This is a genomic window from Dysgonomonas sp. 25 (assembly GCF_010501075.1).
Taxonomy (GTDB): Bacteria; Bacteroidota; Bacteroidia; order Bacteroidales; family Dysgonomonadaceae; genus Dysgonomonas.
In genome coordinates this window covers 251,726-267,346 of the sequence record NZ_QVMN01000007.1, presented here as the reverse complement: position 1 = coordinate 267,346, position 15,621 = coordinate 251,726, and the positions used below count along the sequence as shown (strand labels likewise).

At 44.7% G+C, this 15,621-nt stretch carries 14 protein-coding genes and 1 riboswitch; of the genes, 5 read left to right on the top strand and 9 right to left on the bottom strand.

Annotation, left to right across the window (positions count from 1 at the left end):
• Window positions 1-2: 2 nt before the first annotated feature.
• Both D0T66_RS12380 and D0T66_RS12375 read right to left on the bottom strand, forming a co-directional pair.
• Window positions 3-1,415: an AAA family ATPase gene (locus D0T66_RS12380; RefSeq protein ID WP_163357609.1), complete on the bottom strand. Its 1,413-nt coding sequence runs from the start codon at window positions 1,413-1,415 to the stop codon at window positions 3-5.
• Window positions 1,405-2,037 carry a hypothetical protein gene (locus D0T66_RS12375; RefSeq protein ID WP_163357608.1) on the bottom strand — a complete coding sequence of 211 codons (633 nt, stop codon included), beginning with the start codon at window positions 2,035-2,037 and terminating at the stop codon, window positions 1,405-1,407. The genes D0T66_RS12380 and D0T66_RS12375 overlap by 11 nt, the downstream gene beginning before the upstream one ends.
• Before the next feature lie 96 nt (window positions 2,038-2,133).
• On the opposite strand from D0T66_RS12375, the gene D0T66_RS12370 reads away from it, so the two are divergent.
• The 3 genes from D0T66_RS12370 to D0T66_RS12360 are packed head-to-tail and all read left to right on the top strand — an operon-like array spanning window position 2,134 to window position 3,815.
• Entirely contained in the window at window positions 2,134-2,940 is an 807-nt protein-coding gene (locus D0T66_RS12370) for a DUF3822 family protein (RefSeq protein WP_163357607.1), read from the top strand.
• Window positions 2,937-3,470: an RsmD family RNA methyltransferase gene (locus D0T66_RS12365; RefSeq protein ID WP_163357606.1), complete on the top strand. Its 534-nt coding sequence runs from the start codon at window positions 2,937-2,939 to the stop codon at window positions 3,468-3,470. The genes D0T66_RS12370 and D0T66_RS12365 overlap by 4 nt, the downstream gene beginning before the upstream one ends.
• Window positions 3,471-3,473: 3 nt before the next feature.
• Complete coding sequence (locus tag D0T66_RS12360; RefSeq protein ID WP_163357605.1) at window positions 3,474-3,815, top strand: MGMT family protein; 342 nt, start codon at window positions 3,474-3,476, stop codon at window positions 3,813-3,815.
• Here the strand turns inward: D0T66_RS12360 and D0T66_RS12355 are convergent.
• The gene (locus D0T66_RS12355) at window positions 3,805-5,520 is read right to left on the bottom strand and encodes a 6-pyruvoyl-tetrahydropterin synthase-related protein (protein ID WP_163357604.1); all 1,716 of its coding nucleotides are present in this window, start codon (window positions 5,518-5,520) and stop codon (window positions 3,805-3,807) included. The genes D0T66_RS12360 and D0T66_RS12355 overlap by 11 nt on opposite strands.
• Window positions 5,521-5,603: 83 nt before the next feature.
• Between D0T66_RS12355 and D0T66_RS12350 the strand changes: the two genes are divergently transcribed.
• Window positions 5,604-6,023 carry a GNAT family N-acetyltransferase gene (locus D0T66_RS12350; protein ID WP_221412221.1) on the top strand — a complete coding sequence of 140 codons (420 nt, stop codon included), beginning with the start codon at window positions 5,604-5,606 and terminating at the stop codon, window positions 6,021-6,023.
• A gap of 5 nt (window positions 6,024-6,028) precedes the next feature.
• Window positions 6,029-6,223, top strand: a riboswitch (cobalamin riboswitch).
• A gap of 53 nt (window positions 6,224-6,276) precedes the next feature.
• Window positions 6,277-7,389 carry an ABC transporter substrate-binding protein gene (locus D0T66_RS12345; RefSeq protein WP_163357603.1) on the top strand — a complete coding sequence of 371 codons (1,113 nt, stop codon included), beginning with the start codon at window positions 6,277-6,279 and terminating at the stop codon, window positions 7,387-7,389.
• 70 nt (window positions 7,390-7,459) lie between these two features.
• On the opposite strand, the gene D0T66_RS12340 is transcribed toward D0T66_RS12345, so the two are convergent.
• The 6 genes from D0T66_RS12340 to D0T66_RS12315 form a co-directional block, all read right to left on the bottom strand.
• A complete protein-coding gene (locus D0T66_RS12340; protein WP_163357602.1) occupies window positions 7,460-8,860 on the bottom strand; it encodes a sugar porter family MFS transporter in 1,401 nt (466 codons plus the stop codon).
• Between the two features lie 12 nt (window positions 8,861-8,872).
• Window positions 8,873-9,982 carry a DUF4434 domain-containing protein gene (locus D0T66_RS12335; protein ID WP_163357601.1) on the bottom strand — a complete coding sequence of 370 codons (1,110 nt, stop codon included), beginning with the start codon at window positions 9,980-9,982 and terminating at the stop codon, window positions 8,873-8,875.
• An 86-nt stretch (window positions 9,983-10,068) separates the two neighbouring features.
• Entirely contained in the window at window positions 10,069-11,493 is a 1,425-nt protein-coding gene (locus D0T66_RS12330; RefSeq protein WP_163357600.1) for a DUF5009 domain-containing protein, read from the bottom strand.
• 161 nt (window positions 11,494-11,654) lie between these two features.
• The gene (locus D0T66_RS12325; RefSeq protein WP_163357599.1) at window positions 11,655-12,887 is read right to left on the bottom strand and encodes an ROK family transcriptional regulator; all 1,233 of its coding nucleotides are present in this window, start codon (window positions 12,885-12,887) and stop codon (window positions 11,655-11,657) included.
• A 124-nt stretch (window positions 12,888-13,011) separates the two neighbouring features.
• On the bottom strand, window positions 13,012-14,226 hold the full coding sequence (locus tag D0T66_RS12320) for a phosphodiester glycosidase family protein (RefSeq protein WP_163357598.1): 1,215 nt from the start codon (window positions 14,224-14,226) through the stop codon (window positions 13,012-13,014).
• A gap of 71 nt (window positions 14,227-14,297) precedes the next feature.
• Complete coding sequence (locus tag D0T66_RS12315) at window positions 14,298-15,617, bottom strand: alpha amylase family protein (RefSeq protein WP_163357597.1); 1,320 nt, start codon at window positions 15,615-15,617, stop codon at window positions 14,298-14,300.
• Window positions 15,618-15,621: the final 4 nt, after the last annotated feature.

Here is a 15,621-nt window from a genome sequence, read left to right as displayed (position 1 = left end):
GGTTATAAAAACTCATCCGGCAGATTGACCAGATATAATTTGCTGCTTGCCCGCGTAAAGGCTGTATAAAGCCAGCGGTAGAAGTTGATACCCAGATATTCCTGCGGCACATACCCCAAATCCACAAAAACATTTTTCCATTCGCCACCTTGTGCCTTGTGGCAGGTAACGGCATAAGCGAATTTCACCTGCACCGCGTTGTAAAACGGATCGGCCTTCATCTTCCGCATTTTGGCGGCTTTGGTCGAGAGGTCGTTGTAATCCTCCATGACATTATAAAAAAGCTCCTGCGATTTCTCGCGCGATAAGCCTGCCGTTTCGGAAGTGAGCGTATCCAGCAGGATTTTTATTTCCAGTTCCATATCGTAGTCGATGCTGCGAACCAATACGTCGCAGAAACGGAAACCGTATAGCTCCTGCATCTTGCGGATGCGTACGACCTCTAAAATCTCGCCATTGGCAAGAAACTCTATCCCCTCCAATTTTTCCGTCCAGAAATAGTTGTTTTTGGTTACCATCAGCAAATCGCCCGACGATAGTTCTTCTTCGCGCCAAAGGATTCGTGCCCGAACACCCTGATTATAGATATTCGAACGCTTGTTGGAGCGGGAGATAATCATCGTGTTTTCTATCCCGTCGCGGTCGTAGGCAGAGGAAATTTCGTCGATCAGTTCTTCGCCTGTGATTTTTACAATATCATCAAAGCCGGCTAATGTCAGCTTCGGGTAATCCTCTGTTGTGTCGTTATGCAGCGCATTGCGGATGGCGGTGGCGTTGAATACAATCCCCGAACTTTCTGCCTGACGGACAATCTGTGTCATAGTTGCTTCGAAAACTTCCAAGTCGTAACCTTCCAGATTTTCCTTTTGCAGGGCAGGGCTATCTTCCTGCATCACAGGAGGAAGCTGCGCCGTATCGCCAATCAGCAACAAACGGCAATTCTCGCCCGTGTAGACATAATGAATCAAATCGTCTAACAATCGCCCCGTCCCGAAAACAGCCGAATCCAGCCCGTCGTTACTTATCATGGAGGCCTCGTCGACAATGAATAAGGTATCTTTGTGCAGATTATCCATAATCGAAAAATTGCCTACATCTTCCGAGAACTTGCGCTGGCGGTATATTTTTTTGTGGATGGTAAATGCCGGATGGTTGGAGTAAGACGAAAAAACTTTGGCGGCGCGTCCGGTGGGGGCTAAAAGTACGGTTTTCTGCTTAAACTCGGTCATGGTTTTCACCAATGTCCCCAACAAAGACGATTTACCCGTTCCGGCATATCCTTTCAATAGGAATAAAGCTTCTTCTTTCGGATAAAAGAGGAAATCCACAACCTTTTGTAAGACTGCGTATTGCTCCGTCGTCGGTTCGAACGGGAAGTTCTCGACTACTTTTGTCAGAAAGAATTTACTTAACACCTCTTCTATCTCTTACAGACCGCTTATGGTCAGATTGCTTTTCTTTCTTTTTTGTCTCATTTATTACTGCTAGTTGAGTTTCAATTTCCTTCGTATTGCTTGGGTATTGCCCCTTAAAATATTGAATTGTAGTATCGGAATTTATTACCTTAGCAGGAAGAGCTTCTCCGTCTTCGTAAGCTATGAAGGCGTATCCAATAACCCCACCAGCCGCAGTTGCTAAGTATTGATTGTTTCGAAATGTAGGTTTCCAGTCAATAAAAATATCGCCAATATAGAGGCAATTGGTTGTTTCCATGGTATTTATAACTATATAGCCTTTTGCTATTTTTTTTGTTTTTTTTCCATAGCCGAGAACTGAAATGAAATACTCTCCTTTAGGCAGTTTCTTCGAAAAAAAACCTGTAGAATCTACTCTTATCTTTTTAGCTTCACTATCTAACCCGTCAGGAGTATTGAAATAAAGGAATACTTTCTCGTAGCTGCGAGCCTCTTCCTCATTTATAGAAAGTTTGCCAAAAATAAAAACTTCATCAGTTTTAGTATCTGTTGTTTTTATTTTCCCGGAAGCACAGCTTCCGAAAAATAGTATAATGCATAGGTAAAATAGATTTTTTTTCATGTATGATTGTTTATTATAAACTTCGACGCAATATTATAATAAAATTTTCGAACTTCAATAGAATATCTTTAACTTTGCCTGAACTAAAAAGCAACTATGTTCATTCCCGAAACCATAGACCTCGGTCAGTCAGAGAAATACGACTTATCCATCCGCATACGCCCCGATGGGTTTATGTTTGCTATTGCCGACCCAGAGGATGGCAGGAACTATTGCTTGCGGGAAACGACTTTCTCGGAAGATTCGTTGTTTCAGAACATTCAACGGATTATCTTCGACCTGAATTTTCTGACGCAGCAATACCGGCAAACGAATGTAATCTTTGTTTCGAAGGAGTATGATATTGTGCCGTCGGCTTATTTTGTGGAGAAGCAGAAATCACTCATTTATGATTTCGTCCACTATAATCAATCGAGCCATATTATGATAAACAGAAACGAGCAGCAAGAAACGGTAACCCTTTTCAATATAGATAAGGAGTTGTACGAGTTTCTGGCGCGCAGCCTTTATAATCCCGAGTTTCTGCATCATACAACTCCGGTGATAAGCCGTTTCGAGAGTAAGGGTAAGAATGTAAATCTTACTTCGCGTATGATTGTCAATTTTCACGACGATATGGTAGATGTGCTTTGCTTTTCGACCAACCGGTTATTGCATTGCATCACTTATCAAGGGGAGAAACCGGCTAATCAACTGTATTATATATTGAAGCTTTGGGAGAAATGCGAATTTGACCAGAAAACAGACATCCTGTATGTTCTCGGGCATCCCGATGAACAGGTGATGGATGGCTTCAAGGATTACGTCCTCAGTATCGAAACTTGCAACTTCCCGACGGAAGCTTATCTTTGGAACGAGGATGCCGAAAAAGCTCCTTTGGATTTATTATTATTAGCCTTATGAGAATAGTCAGCGGTAAATATAAAGGAAGGCGTTTTTCTCCTCCTTCCAACTTCAAAGCAAGACCGACAACCGATTTTGCCAAAGAGAACCTGTTCAATATCCTAAACAATGAAATCGATTGGGAAGAAACGACAGCTCTCGACCTTTTCGGCGGTACGGGTAGCATCAGTTTTGAACTTATTTCGCGCGGATGCCCTTTCGTGACTTGCGTAGAAAAGCAACACAACCATGCAGCCTTTATAGAGAAAGTGAAAGCCGAATTGAAAATCAGCAATATGAAGGTCTTGAAATTGGATGTATTCAGATATTTGGAGTCAATCTCTACAAAATTCGACTTTATATTTGCCGATCCTCCTTACGATTTAAAGAATTTCGCCGATGTTCCCTGCCTCGTTTTGGAGAAAGATTTATTAAATGAAGGCGGAGTTTTCGTGCAGGAACATTCCAAAGAGTATGATTTTTCTACACTTCCCTTGTTCCGCGAAAAACGGGAATATGGCAGCGTCCATTTCAGTATATTCGAAAAATAAGTGATGAGGACACGGGTTGAGGATAAGCAAGCTTTTACGCAGGCAGTCTATGATATTGTCAAAACAATTCCTCGCGGAAGGGCTACAAGCTACGGTGCTATTGCCAGAGCCGTTGGCTATCCCAATATGTCGCGTTTTGTAGGGCGGGTGATGTGCGAGTGCGATGCTGATGCTTCCAATATTCCTGCTCATCGTGTAGTCAATAGTCAGGGAGTGCTGTCTGCCGGCAATGTATTTTCCCTGCAACGGGAACTGCTGAAAGAGGAAGGTGTCGCAGTGTCCAATAATCGCATCTGTAAATGGAAAACTATTTTCTGGGATCCGATGGAAGAAATTACGCTATAGCTTTTTGCATCGTTGCCTTTTGTCGTATATATTGGAAATAAAAGATATAGGCACAAAACAGAATTGCGCAAATAAGAGAAATAATCCAACTGATTGTCTGTATTGTAGTGCCACCATACCATACTTTTATCTCTCCCGACCTGTCGATAGGTACTTCTATTAAGCCGTTTTCACTTTGTTGGACAGTTATAGTCTTTCCATCCAAGCTTGCTTTATAACCTTTGTAGTAAGTCAGAGGCATTTCTAGTTTATCTCCTTGGGTAATTACATCGACAGTGATGTTGCCTTTTTCCCGCTTGAAATTACTCAATAAGGTTTCTTCCTGCTGTTTGGTTACTATTACGCCTCTCTCGAACGGATAGTTTTGCGTCGGCATTTTCGAGGGGAGATATTCCGCTCCGCCACCCAATGTCAGTTGCTCTTTTACCTTTCCCTTTGACGTCAGGTCGCTGAGAGCTATCCCTTCCCAAGAACGCATGTCGCGGTAGTCGACGGCATCGAATACGAAAGTCGCCGATAAAAAGACAGAAAGAAACAGTACCGATGCCATTTTTCGCTTATTGTCCGTTACCAATCGACTCAAATAGAAACCTCCTGCAATAGCAAAAAAGATTGTCGCGTATTTCAGAAATCGCCACGGAAATTGAATGAAGATAAATTTGTTTAAAGGAAAAATATTCCAGTTGATATTGTGAAGATTCAGCATAACTAATACTAATCCGAAAACAACCATAATATCGACACTTCTGAGCGATTTCGATTTTCCCTTAATGAAAAACCTCAAACAGATAAGACCGGTTAGAAGTCCGCCGATTTTAGGCAGGATATACGAGTGGTCGGCGTTGGCCATATTGTTGGTAATACCTTCGAAAAGCTGCTTAATGGTAGCGCCATAGCCCATAGTGGTAAAAAGCGGTTTGTCTTGGTAGTAGAACGAATTGGACAACATTTGTTCCAGCATGGGAAAGATGAAATAGGCACACAGTACAATGCAGATAGCTGTCGCAATTGCCAGATACTTGATTCTTGCAGGTTCGGCTATGAATCTTTTGTAATAAATGATGAGGAACAGCAAGACAAACATCGCCAGCAAAACGGTGGTCATCAGGTGTGTAAGGGTTATAAATACAAAGCCGATGGTGAGGATATACCATTTTTTGTAATTACCTGCAATAATTTCATATACTCCCCAGATAACGAGGGGGATAAACATGAAGGTCAACACTTCCTGAATAACGGAAAAGTAGAATGTCTGAAATATTTTATAGGACGAAAAAGTAAACAGCAACGATACAAGAATAGCACAATAAGCGCTTTTGTAAATCCGTTTGACTGCCATATAAGTTGTTATTCCGCAAATAACAGATGTCGAAAACAACAAAAACTTATAGGCAAAAACGACATCTGTAAAGAGAGCAAGTACCGCAAAGGGTATTAATGTGAAATCGGGATAAAAAGCCTTAGAGAAATAGCCATATCCTTCGATCGAATTATAGTCTAAATAAGTAGGGAAATCACCGTTTTGTATAGCTTCTGCCAAGACCAGCATCCTGTTCATATGGAAAACCGAATCCGGAATAAGATAAATCGGATTGTAGGCAATCAGCATAATGCCCGATAGGGCAGTGACTAAAGCAATAGCCAGCCATAGCTGCAGGCGGCTGCTGTTGGAAATCTTATCGGCAAAACGATTCAGATATTTCATATTTGTGTAATCTCTCCTCGGATTATTATCTGCAAATGTAAAGAAAATATGGTATCTTTATCGCTGAATTTAGCAGAAAAGATATGAATATAACAATCACCGAAGCCAATTATAACGACGTGCTTGCCATGCGCCGACAGGTAATGTACCCTGAAGAAGCTATCGACTTTGTAAAACTGCCCGACGACGATATGGGAATCCATATGGGCGCTTACGAGGGCAGCACCTTGGTTGGTGTTGTTTCGCTGTTTATGCATCCCAATCGAAGTGTACAGTTTCGCAAGCTGGCTATCCGTAAGGATATGCAGGGGAAAGGTTATGGAGGCGCTTTGCTCCGATGGCTGGTTGATTATGCCAAAGATGTAAAACTCAATCGTTTGTGGTGCAATGCCCGTGCCGAAGCCACTGGATTTTACCGAAGCGAAGGTTTTCGCGAAACGGAAGAACGATTCTCGCGCGACGGACATGATTATATCGTGATGGAGATCGTTTTCGGGCAATAAATAGTATCTTTGCTGTTGATTATGGTGAATCGCTTAGCATCCGGCGGCGATGAGAGGGAATCCGGTGCAAGTCCGGAACAATACCCGTTGCTGTAACTCCCCTCGCTACGAGGAACAAATCTGCAACCACTGGCATCCCGCCGGGAAGGTCTGTTTGGAAAGGAGAAGTCAGAAAACCTGCCATTTTTGCTGTACGTCTCGGGATTAAGACAAGGCAAAAAGAAATTTACTTACTATTTTAACTTTGCAGGAAATGAACAAAATCATGCTTATTCTTTCATGTGCACTGCTGTTTGCTACAGCTTGCAACAAAACTCCTCAGAATGTTGGGGGGAATTTCGAACTTCGTTATGCCAAAGCATTTACAGTAGACGAGCAAGAGGATTATACCCTTATCAAACTGATAGATCCGTGGGACACAACCCGCTTATTACAAACCTATGTGTTGGTGGATAGAAACAAAGAGCTACCCGAAAATCTCCCTGCAGGAGTACTTGTACGTACCCCGATCCGCTCGGCTGTAGCTTATTCTACGGTGAATTGTACGACGTTGGACGAGCTCAACTCCCTCGATATAATTAAAGGTGTTTGTGAACCTCACTACATAAAAATCCCGCAGATACAGGAAGGCGTTAAAAATGGCACAATCGCGGATGTCGGTGCAGGGCATAACCCTGATGTGGAGAAAATAATCGAACTCGATCCCGAAGTGATATTTGCTTCGCCTATTGCTGGGCAAGGATTCGGGCAGGTGGAAAAGACAAAGATACCGATTATCCAAACTATCGATTATCTCGAAAATGAACCGCTGGCGCGTGCCGAATGGATACGTTTTTATTCATTCTTTACCAATACGCGGCAAAGGGCTGATTCCTTGTTCAGCCTTACCGAAAGCAATTATAATGAGGTAAAAGAACTGGTTAGGGATGGAAAAAAACACCCCTCTGTCTTTATGGATACGCCCTATCAGGGCAACTGGAATATGCCCGGGGGAAAGAGCTACGTAGCGGTAATGCTGAAAGATGCGGGTGCTAATTACGTTTGGGCGGACGATGAATCGACCAAATTCCATCCGTTGCCGTTCGAGGCTGTTCTGGATAAGGCGGGCGATGCCGATATGTGGCTGATAAAGTACTATTCGCCGGAAGATCTTACCTATCAAAGCCTGAAAAAGGAGAATGCCAAGTATGTCCATTTCAAGGCATGGAAGGACAAAAAGATATACGGTTGCAATACTATCCGAAACGATTATTTCGGCGATTTACCTATCCATCCCGATTGGATTTTGAAAGATATGGCAGCAGCTTTTCACCCGGAGTTGTTTCCTGCTTATACGCCTCGCTATTATGAGCGGCTGAAAGATTAATTAAGAATTATGGATGATGAATTAGTATCAATAGCTTTATTCATCATCCATAACTCATAATTTATAATTCTCACTTCTCCCACATTTTCTCTATCTCCTCCAGCGATTTGCCGGTCGTCTCGGGAACTAACTTCCAGATGATAAGCATATATGGCAGGCACATAGCGGCAAACAGAAGGAATGTTCCTGTCGGCGTCAGGTTTTGGAGTAGCCATGGCGTCAGCTGACCGATGAGGTATGTTCCTACCCACAGCGAAAATCCCGCTATAGACATGGCCAATCCGCGCACTTTGATAGGATACATCTCGGATAGCAATACCCAAATGACGGCGCTGATAGAGATGGCGCAGAAAAAGACGTAGGCGAGGAAGAAAACCAGCATCAAAGCGCTTGGTATTCCCAGCGATGCACCGAAAGAGAAGTAAACGGCAATCAGGATAAGCGAAACGATCATCCCTGTCACCCCGAAGTAGACGAGTTTCTTCCGTCCGACCTTGTCGATGATAAATACCGCTAAGATGGTTGTCAGTACGTTTACCAATCCGACAATCACCTGATAGAACAGCGAATCGTCGCCCGATAATCCGCTACTCTCGAAGATAGACGGACCGTAATACAATACAGCATTGACGCCCATAAATTGTCCGAGTATAGCGATTGCCGCCCCGATGAGTACGGCTTTCATAATGCCCGGTTTCAATAGTTCGCGCCAATTGGCTTTGGTTTCGTTGCCGATGCTTGTCTTTGTCTCGTTCAACTCATATTTGGCCGTTTGCATCGAACCGTAGATATGTTGCAGGATAGAAAGCGATTTTTCTTCCTTGTTCTTTAGAATCAACCATCTCGGACTTTCAGGGATAAGCAATACGATGATGAAAAACAACACGGACGGCACGGCTGCCATGCCCAGCATGCTTCGCCACACCTCGTCGTGGAATATAGTTGCCAGCCAAGGAGTTGTTAACTCTGTCGCGCCTCCTCGCGAATAGTTGAGTAAGCCGAAGTTGACAAGGTATGCCCCTAAGAATCCGATTGTTACCGCCAACTGATATAGCGAAACCATACGCCCGCGATATTGGGCAACGGATATTTCGGAGATATACAGTGGTGATACGATGGATACTACTCCGATGCCGACACCACCCATCATCCGTGCCCATACAAGATGGTCGAAGTCCGATGCCGAAGCGCACCATACCGACGATACGGCAAACAGGGTGGCTGAGACGAGCAACGTTTTCTTCCGTCCGAAGTTATCACTCAGAAAACCGCCTATTGCCACTCCGAAAATAGAGCCGATAAGGGCGCAGCCCACATACCAGCCTTGAGAGATGGCATCCAGTTGAAATTGGCTGGTTATCTGGCTAATAGTTCCCGAGATAACAGCGGCATCGTACCCGAACAAGAAGCCTCCCAAAGCTGCGGCAAGAGCCAGAAAGCTGACGTATTTAAGATTTGCGGTTGATTCCATGGGTTATAGTTGTTATTTGATATTGAAATATTCGCGGTAGCGGTCGTATAAGTGTCCGGCCTGTATATAAGCCGATTGTGGGCTCATAAAGTGAGAAAACTCGAAGGTAATGGCCTTGTCGTATCCGGCACGTTTGGCTGCCTCTAATTTCATGCGAAGTTTATCGAACTTGATAGGCAGGAATTTGATAGGCATATCGCGGTCGAACGATTCGGCGTTTGTCCAGCATTGCAGGCCGTGTTTGTCGGCTAATTGCTTGTTGATGGTGAAAAAGGCATCCAGTTCGTCGTAGTCGATTTGCCCATCCTGAAAGGCGCAGGCATCTACTGCTCCCTTTATGCCGTCGAATATTTCGTTCCATTCTTTTTCGTGCTGTTGGATAGATACCGATTCGGCGCGGGATATCTGGCTCGATGAGGCCATCACGGCTTTTTTTCCGTCAATCCACGGAGAAATGAAAGTAGGCAGGTTATTTGATACGTCCTTGCATTGTTTACCCATCTTGTAGAACGAGTCGATAGCCCCTTTGGTGGCGCGGCTTATCTCGCCGCTGATATACCACCCTTGGAAACTCTTGTGGTGTTGTCCGTATTTCTCCCATACTTCGTCTATCACAAAGCGGTTATCTTCCACTTCGTGCGACATATCGCCCGTGTCCCAGTAATGCCCCGAGTCGTACAGCCCGAAGTAGAACTTCATCCCGTGCTTGTCGGCAAGGCGCAGGAACATATCGAGTAGGTCGACGGATGGTTTATAACAGCCTTTTTTTAGCAGGTATTCCGATGGATAGGTGATGAATTTGCGGTATCCCGAGCGTATCATAATAACCGTGTCGATGCCGATAGCTTTCATATACATGAAATCCTGCTCCCATTCCTTTTCGCCCCAGTTTTGGTGCGGTATATCGTGCGAAATCTCGTCCAGAAATGCACCCGAGAGCGGTAGCCCTTCGGCATGAGGAACGATAAGTTTGGTTTCGGCATCCGATGTGAAAATTGGACGTTCGGAATTGGTTGCTGCGCTGGTTGTTCCATTGCAGGCATTCAGTATAGGGGCGCTCGCCATGGCAGCAGCTCCTATACTCATCGTTTTCAGGAAGTCCCGCCTGTTATTCTTTTTCATAAGTATTATATTTAAGTTGTTTTTTATGTCTTTATAATGTAATGTAACTTGTAACTGCCTGAAGGGCGAAGTAACTCGTAACTAAATTATGTTCTCCAGAACCATTTCTTATAGGTAAAGAACATCGTAATCAGTACGCAGAGCGTCGTCAGGAAGACCCCTTGCAGGAATCCCAAGAATGCTCCATGATAGAATATGTCGAGATGCCCTTTCAGATGCGTAATCGTTAATATCGGCATCACTACAAGCCAAAGGCTGGTATAAGCAACCATTGGATTTTGCCCCGACATGACGAGGAATTTCGTCGAACGGGCGCATTTGAAGTAATCGCAAAGCGACGATAACAGCATAAGCATAAAGAATGCCAGTCCGGCCGTCACGAAGAAGTAGCTGAATGTAGCGTCATCCTTGCGGATACCTCCCTGGTAAGATTCCAATATCAAGCCTACCAGCAGGCAAAACGCCCCTCCTGTGAAAAGCTGCTTCCAAAAGGTTGAGAATGAGTTGCTCTGCTTCCTCAATGCAAGGTAGCAAATGACAAGCAATATTGCTGTTATAACTAAGTTAAGAATCAAGTGTCGCGCGAATAATAAGGCTACATTACTGATAATAAGCAGCAACGGCAGTATAACCATTGCTATGGCTTGCGGATTGTTCTTCGGCTCTTCGCTTTGCAGGCTTTTCCGTTTGTTTATCCATTGATAAAGATAATCGCCGGCGATACTGCCCGGCAGGACAATGAAGAGGTATTTGAGAAAATCGAAGCGGTAGGCCCATGGCAAAGGGGAGTAGTCGAATACATCTTTTACCCATCCCTCTCCGCCTTTTCCGGCAAGGAAAACAGCCGCCAATACGACCAGTACGCCCATGCGGGCGACAGGCTTCTTCCATGTCAGCGAATAGATAATACTTCCGAAAAGCGCCATATTAGCCAATACCATGAGTATAATATCGCTGCGGTAGGGGCTGAATTCGTGAGGAGCTTTTTCGTAATAGGTAACTTTCATCAGTATGAAAGCGGCTACGAAAGCCAGTATTTTGACTGTCCAGCTGGCTGCCGATGCATACTTGGTGTTTTTAAGCTTCGGCACATCTATATGCATGAACATCGGGAACATCAAAGCGAAGGCTGATAATGACAACAGGCTGGAAGTTATACCCCTTTCCTGTCCCAGTGTGAGCGGATGCAAATGCATATAGAATATGGCGAAAAATCCGAGGAATATGCCTCGTAAAACAATATCGAAGTATAATTTGGGCTTCCTTATCCCGTTGTCTATCTTTCTGCCGATAGAGAACGGAAAAGCCGCGCCCATAGAGAACAAAAAGAACGGAAAAACCAGGTCTACCCAAGTAATGCCGTATATTGAGGGGTCGAAGCCTTTGCCGGGCGGAACTTGCGCATGTGCCATCCAGGCAGGTAAGTCTGCCATGTACATCGAGCCGGATAAGACCATAATGATAATGGCGAACCCACGCAAGGCATCTAAGGATAAAGCTCTGGTATTCATGTTATATTGTCTTATTCGGGCGGTATCTTTTTATCAGATATTGGCCGCGTGTTTTTCAGGTTATTATTGAACGATTTCTATAATAAGACAAATATATTATTAATATTTTTAAATAACAAGCTTTATTAATAAAATATTTTAATAATTCTCAAAGGATGCTTTTACGCGTCTTCGGGGAAGAGTACCCTGTTCTTGATGATATAGCAAGCCCCTATCACTCCCGCGCGGCGTCCGAGGATGGATTTCTTTAGTACGACGTCTCTGTTGACAAGCCCTAATGAGTACTTTTTCAGGCTCGATTGGATAGGTAATAAGACGAAATCGCCCAGTTGCGAGAAGTCTCCTCCGATAACGAGTAATTCGGGATTTATCAGGTTAATCAGACCGGCCAGAATGCGTCCGATATTCTCGCACTGCTTGGTAATGAGGTCTATACATAAATTGTCTTCTTGTATAAGTGCGCCGGAGATAATTTTGTGGTACATCTGCATCGGGCTTTGATGCGGGTCGATGGATATATGCGATTTCTTGCCTTCCGATAAGGCCTTTTTGAACTGCTCCACTAATGCCCATCCCGATGCTTCGGTTTCGAGGCAGCCGGATTTGCCGCAATGGCAGAGCTTGTTGTTGTCGAAAGTTGGCCAGTGTCCGAGTTCGCCCGAATAGCCCGATTTGCCATAATACAGCTTTCCGTTGGTGACGATTCCCGTACCCACGCCCCAGCTGTAATTAAGGAAAACGATATTCTGTTCGCCCTCGACCACCCCTTGCGAGTATTCGCCGAAAGCCATTGCCCGTGTATCATTCTCGAGGAATACAGGCAGATGGATAAGCTCCGAAATGATTTCCACCAAAGGGCGGTTTTCGTCGAAGAAATAGTTGTAACTAAAGCCTTCTTTGGAGTTAATACGCCCCGAAAGGTTGATGCAGGCGCCGATAATCAACGAACGGTCGACCTGACTGTCGTCGATAAAGTCATTGATACGCTTGCAAAATTCGAGGAGTGATTCGTATGAGTTCTCTAATATAAAGGAGCTGTTGAGGTCGATGCTTACAAACTCGTTTTTCACGTTCTGGATACCTATCGACATACTTGACCGATTGGCTTCCACCCCCAGAAAATAAGCGCTTTCGGGAGCGATGCTATACAACGACGGACGACGCCCTCCGCTATTGGATATTTTACCCGAATCGATAACCAAGCCGGAAGCTAACAGTTCGTTCAGGGCTTTGGTTACGGTCGGTACACTCGATTGCAGATCGGTGCTCAATTCGGCAATGGTAGCATCACCCATCGATAGCAGGCTCTTGACAATCGATTGCTTCAAAGCGTGCCATTTTATGCCCGACAAGCTGTTATCTTCGCAGTTACCCAATACGGTTTTCAGGTTCATGGTCTATAATGTGTATAGTTAAGGTTACAAATTTAAAAAAATAAATAATAACTCAGCCTATTAATAAAAAAATAGCGTCATCGCGACGCTATTTTTCAAAATTGTTTTACTTTGATTTTAACGGTTATTGAAGACCAATGGCGGTAACAACCTGACGTTGTGTGCCGTCGCTTGGTTTTATCGTTTCCAGTCCGTTGACTAACATGCAGGTAGAGCCGCCTCCGTCGAGGTTGAGCGCTTCCACGCATCCTAAGTCGAGCAATATTTTGGCGGTTTCTTCCAATGTAAATCCGGGAACATCGGGTGTCATGTTTCGACCTTCGCAGACGAACAATATCAGCTTGTTGTCCGCCGTGTAGCCGATTGCCGTACGCGGATGACGCGCTGTTGCCCCGATACCACTCGACGGTCCGAATAGTTCTTCTTCCCAGGTATTTTTATATACACCACCTTTAACCAGTACAGGGCCTCCACCGATAGCCGTCCGAGCCTCGTATGGCCATGCTCCTGCCGGATTTGCCGGTGTAGGGGCTACATTGGCTGCCGTTTCGTATGGGGCAGGGTAGGCGTATGTATTGGTGGTGAATGGCGATGCCACCGTGAATACCCAGTCGGTGCGGAAGGTGTTGTCGTTCATCTGCCCGAATACGCCGCGGGTAGGATAATAAACATCCCCTCCGCTATATACATAGCCGTTCGTCTTGACTATCTGTCCTTCTTTACCGATAAGGCTTACCGTTTCGCCTGCCCAGAAATAACCGGCATTGATAACGATTGGCTGCCCTCCGGCTTGGTAGAACTGGCTCGGTGTTTTGTAGCCCGATTCGCCCAATACTTCGAATGAGATTTTGCTCATATCGGCAACGGCTATATAAGCGATAGCATTTTGTCCCTGAAGCGTTTCGGGTGATTTATACACCTTCAATCCTTGTGGAAGGGAACCGAAATCGGCCGATTGAGGCCATCCTTTGTAGGTGTCTAAAGGCTCGTCGATTTGTACGACTTGTATCTGGAATGTTACCGGATGCTTTTTGTACATTAGGGTTAACGTTCCACTCTCACGAAGGTCGTAACTTGCTTCCTCGCTTTCGGGGGAATACATGCTAACGCCCTTTTCCAATCCTATTTTCAGGCGTACGTCCGAATAATCCTGCCATTTAACCAATTCTATTTTGATTGTCCGGCTGAAATTATCGATTTCTATTTCCCCGCGTTCTTTATTCATCACTTCCACCGAGGAAATGTATTTTTCCTTTACAGGGTCGTCGCTATCGCTCCCGCAAGCGGCCATAGCCGAGCTTGCAATAAAGAGCAGCAATAGGTATAATTTCGTCTTCATCGTCTTTTGTTTTAATTAGTTACTTTGTAACTTGTAACTGCCCAACGGGCGAAGTAACTTGTAACTGAATATTATTCTATCATGCCACCGTTGCGCATACCGGTTTCCACCTCTTTCCAAAGGTTTTTCTCGATAATATGCACGATGTCGAATACCATTACTCCGTCGGATTTCGCCAAATCCATTTCGATGGAGCGAGTGAGATCTTCCGGCTTATTGTAGAACTGGTCAACCAATATTCCTCCGCTGAATGTCTTATTGCCTAAGATTCCGCGTATTTTCTCGCACGAACCTTCTACACAGTACCAGTCGCCGCTTTGCGCTTCGCTGTCCGTTTCGTTCCATACGCTGTTCGGATTGGCGCGACGGTCGGCGATAGTGATGTCGGTGTAATAGTTACCTGTCGTATAAAGGTCTAACAATTCGGCATATCCGAAGTTCTTGTATTCCGGTGTAGCCCAGTCGAAATCTTTGCTCGGATCATAGGTGTTGCTTGCCCAGTTGACGCCTGCTTCGTAATAGGATGGATACCAGGCACCTGTGTACGTCCCGAAGGATATATCCGGGTTGACGGATTTCACTTCTTTGCGGGCTAATGCCATAAAGTCGTAAATCGTTTTAGCACGCCATTCAATCCATTTTTTGAAGTGCACGCCATCCTTACGGGTATATTTGCCATCTTCGCCTTTTGCCCATTCGTAGATGTCTTCGGGGAAGCGTTTCACTTCCACGCCTGCATATTCTTCGAATGCTTTCTTCGACATCTCGGAGAAGTCAGCCATAATGCCGTCGTAACGTACGCGGTCGAGAATCAATCCGTCCAATTTCGGATATTTGGCCACAACTTCTTTGAATACGCTGAGGATATGTTGCTGAAAGTCCTGATCGATAGGATTCACCATCGCCGAATATTTATGCTTTTGTGTGGTGATGGATACGATTCCTTTTTCGGGCGTATATACCATTGTTGCCCATTCGGGATGTCCGTCGTAAATCAAACCTCTGTCTACATAATTGTGACCGGCAACAAAAGTATTCAGCGATGCGTGTACTTCCATTCCCAGACTATGTGCCTTGTCGATAAAATGTTGCAGAAAATCGAAATTTTTATCTCTCGTGAATCCTTTGTATTCGAGCATCTGCGGCACTATTTTGCTGTCGTACAATACTTCGCCCGATATGGGACGAATGTCTACCACTGCATGCGTGAAGCCGAGAGAATGTACTTTCTCGAGGTAATAGTCGATAGAATCGGGATTGCCAAAGCGTTCGAAATTGGCTGTGGCATCGAACCACATCAGGGCTTCTTTGCCATGCGTTTTTTCTTCTTTTTGGTCGCACGAAGCAAAAAGGAGTGGTACGAGTGCGAGGAGTAAAAATATTTTTTTCATTATA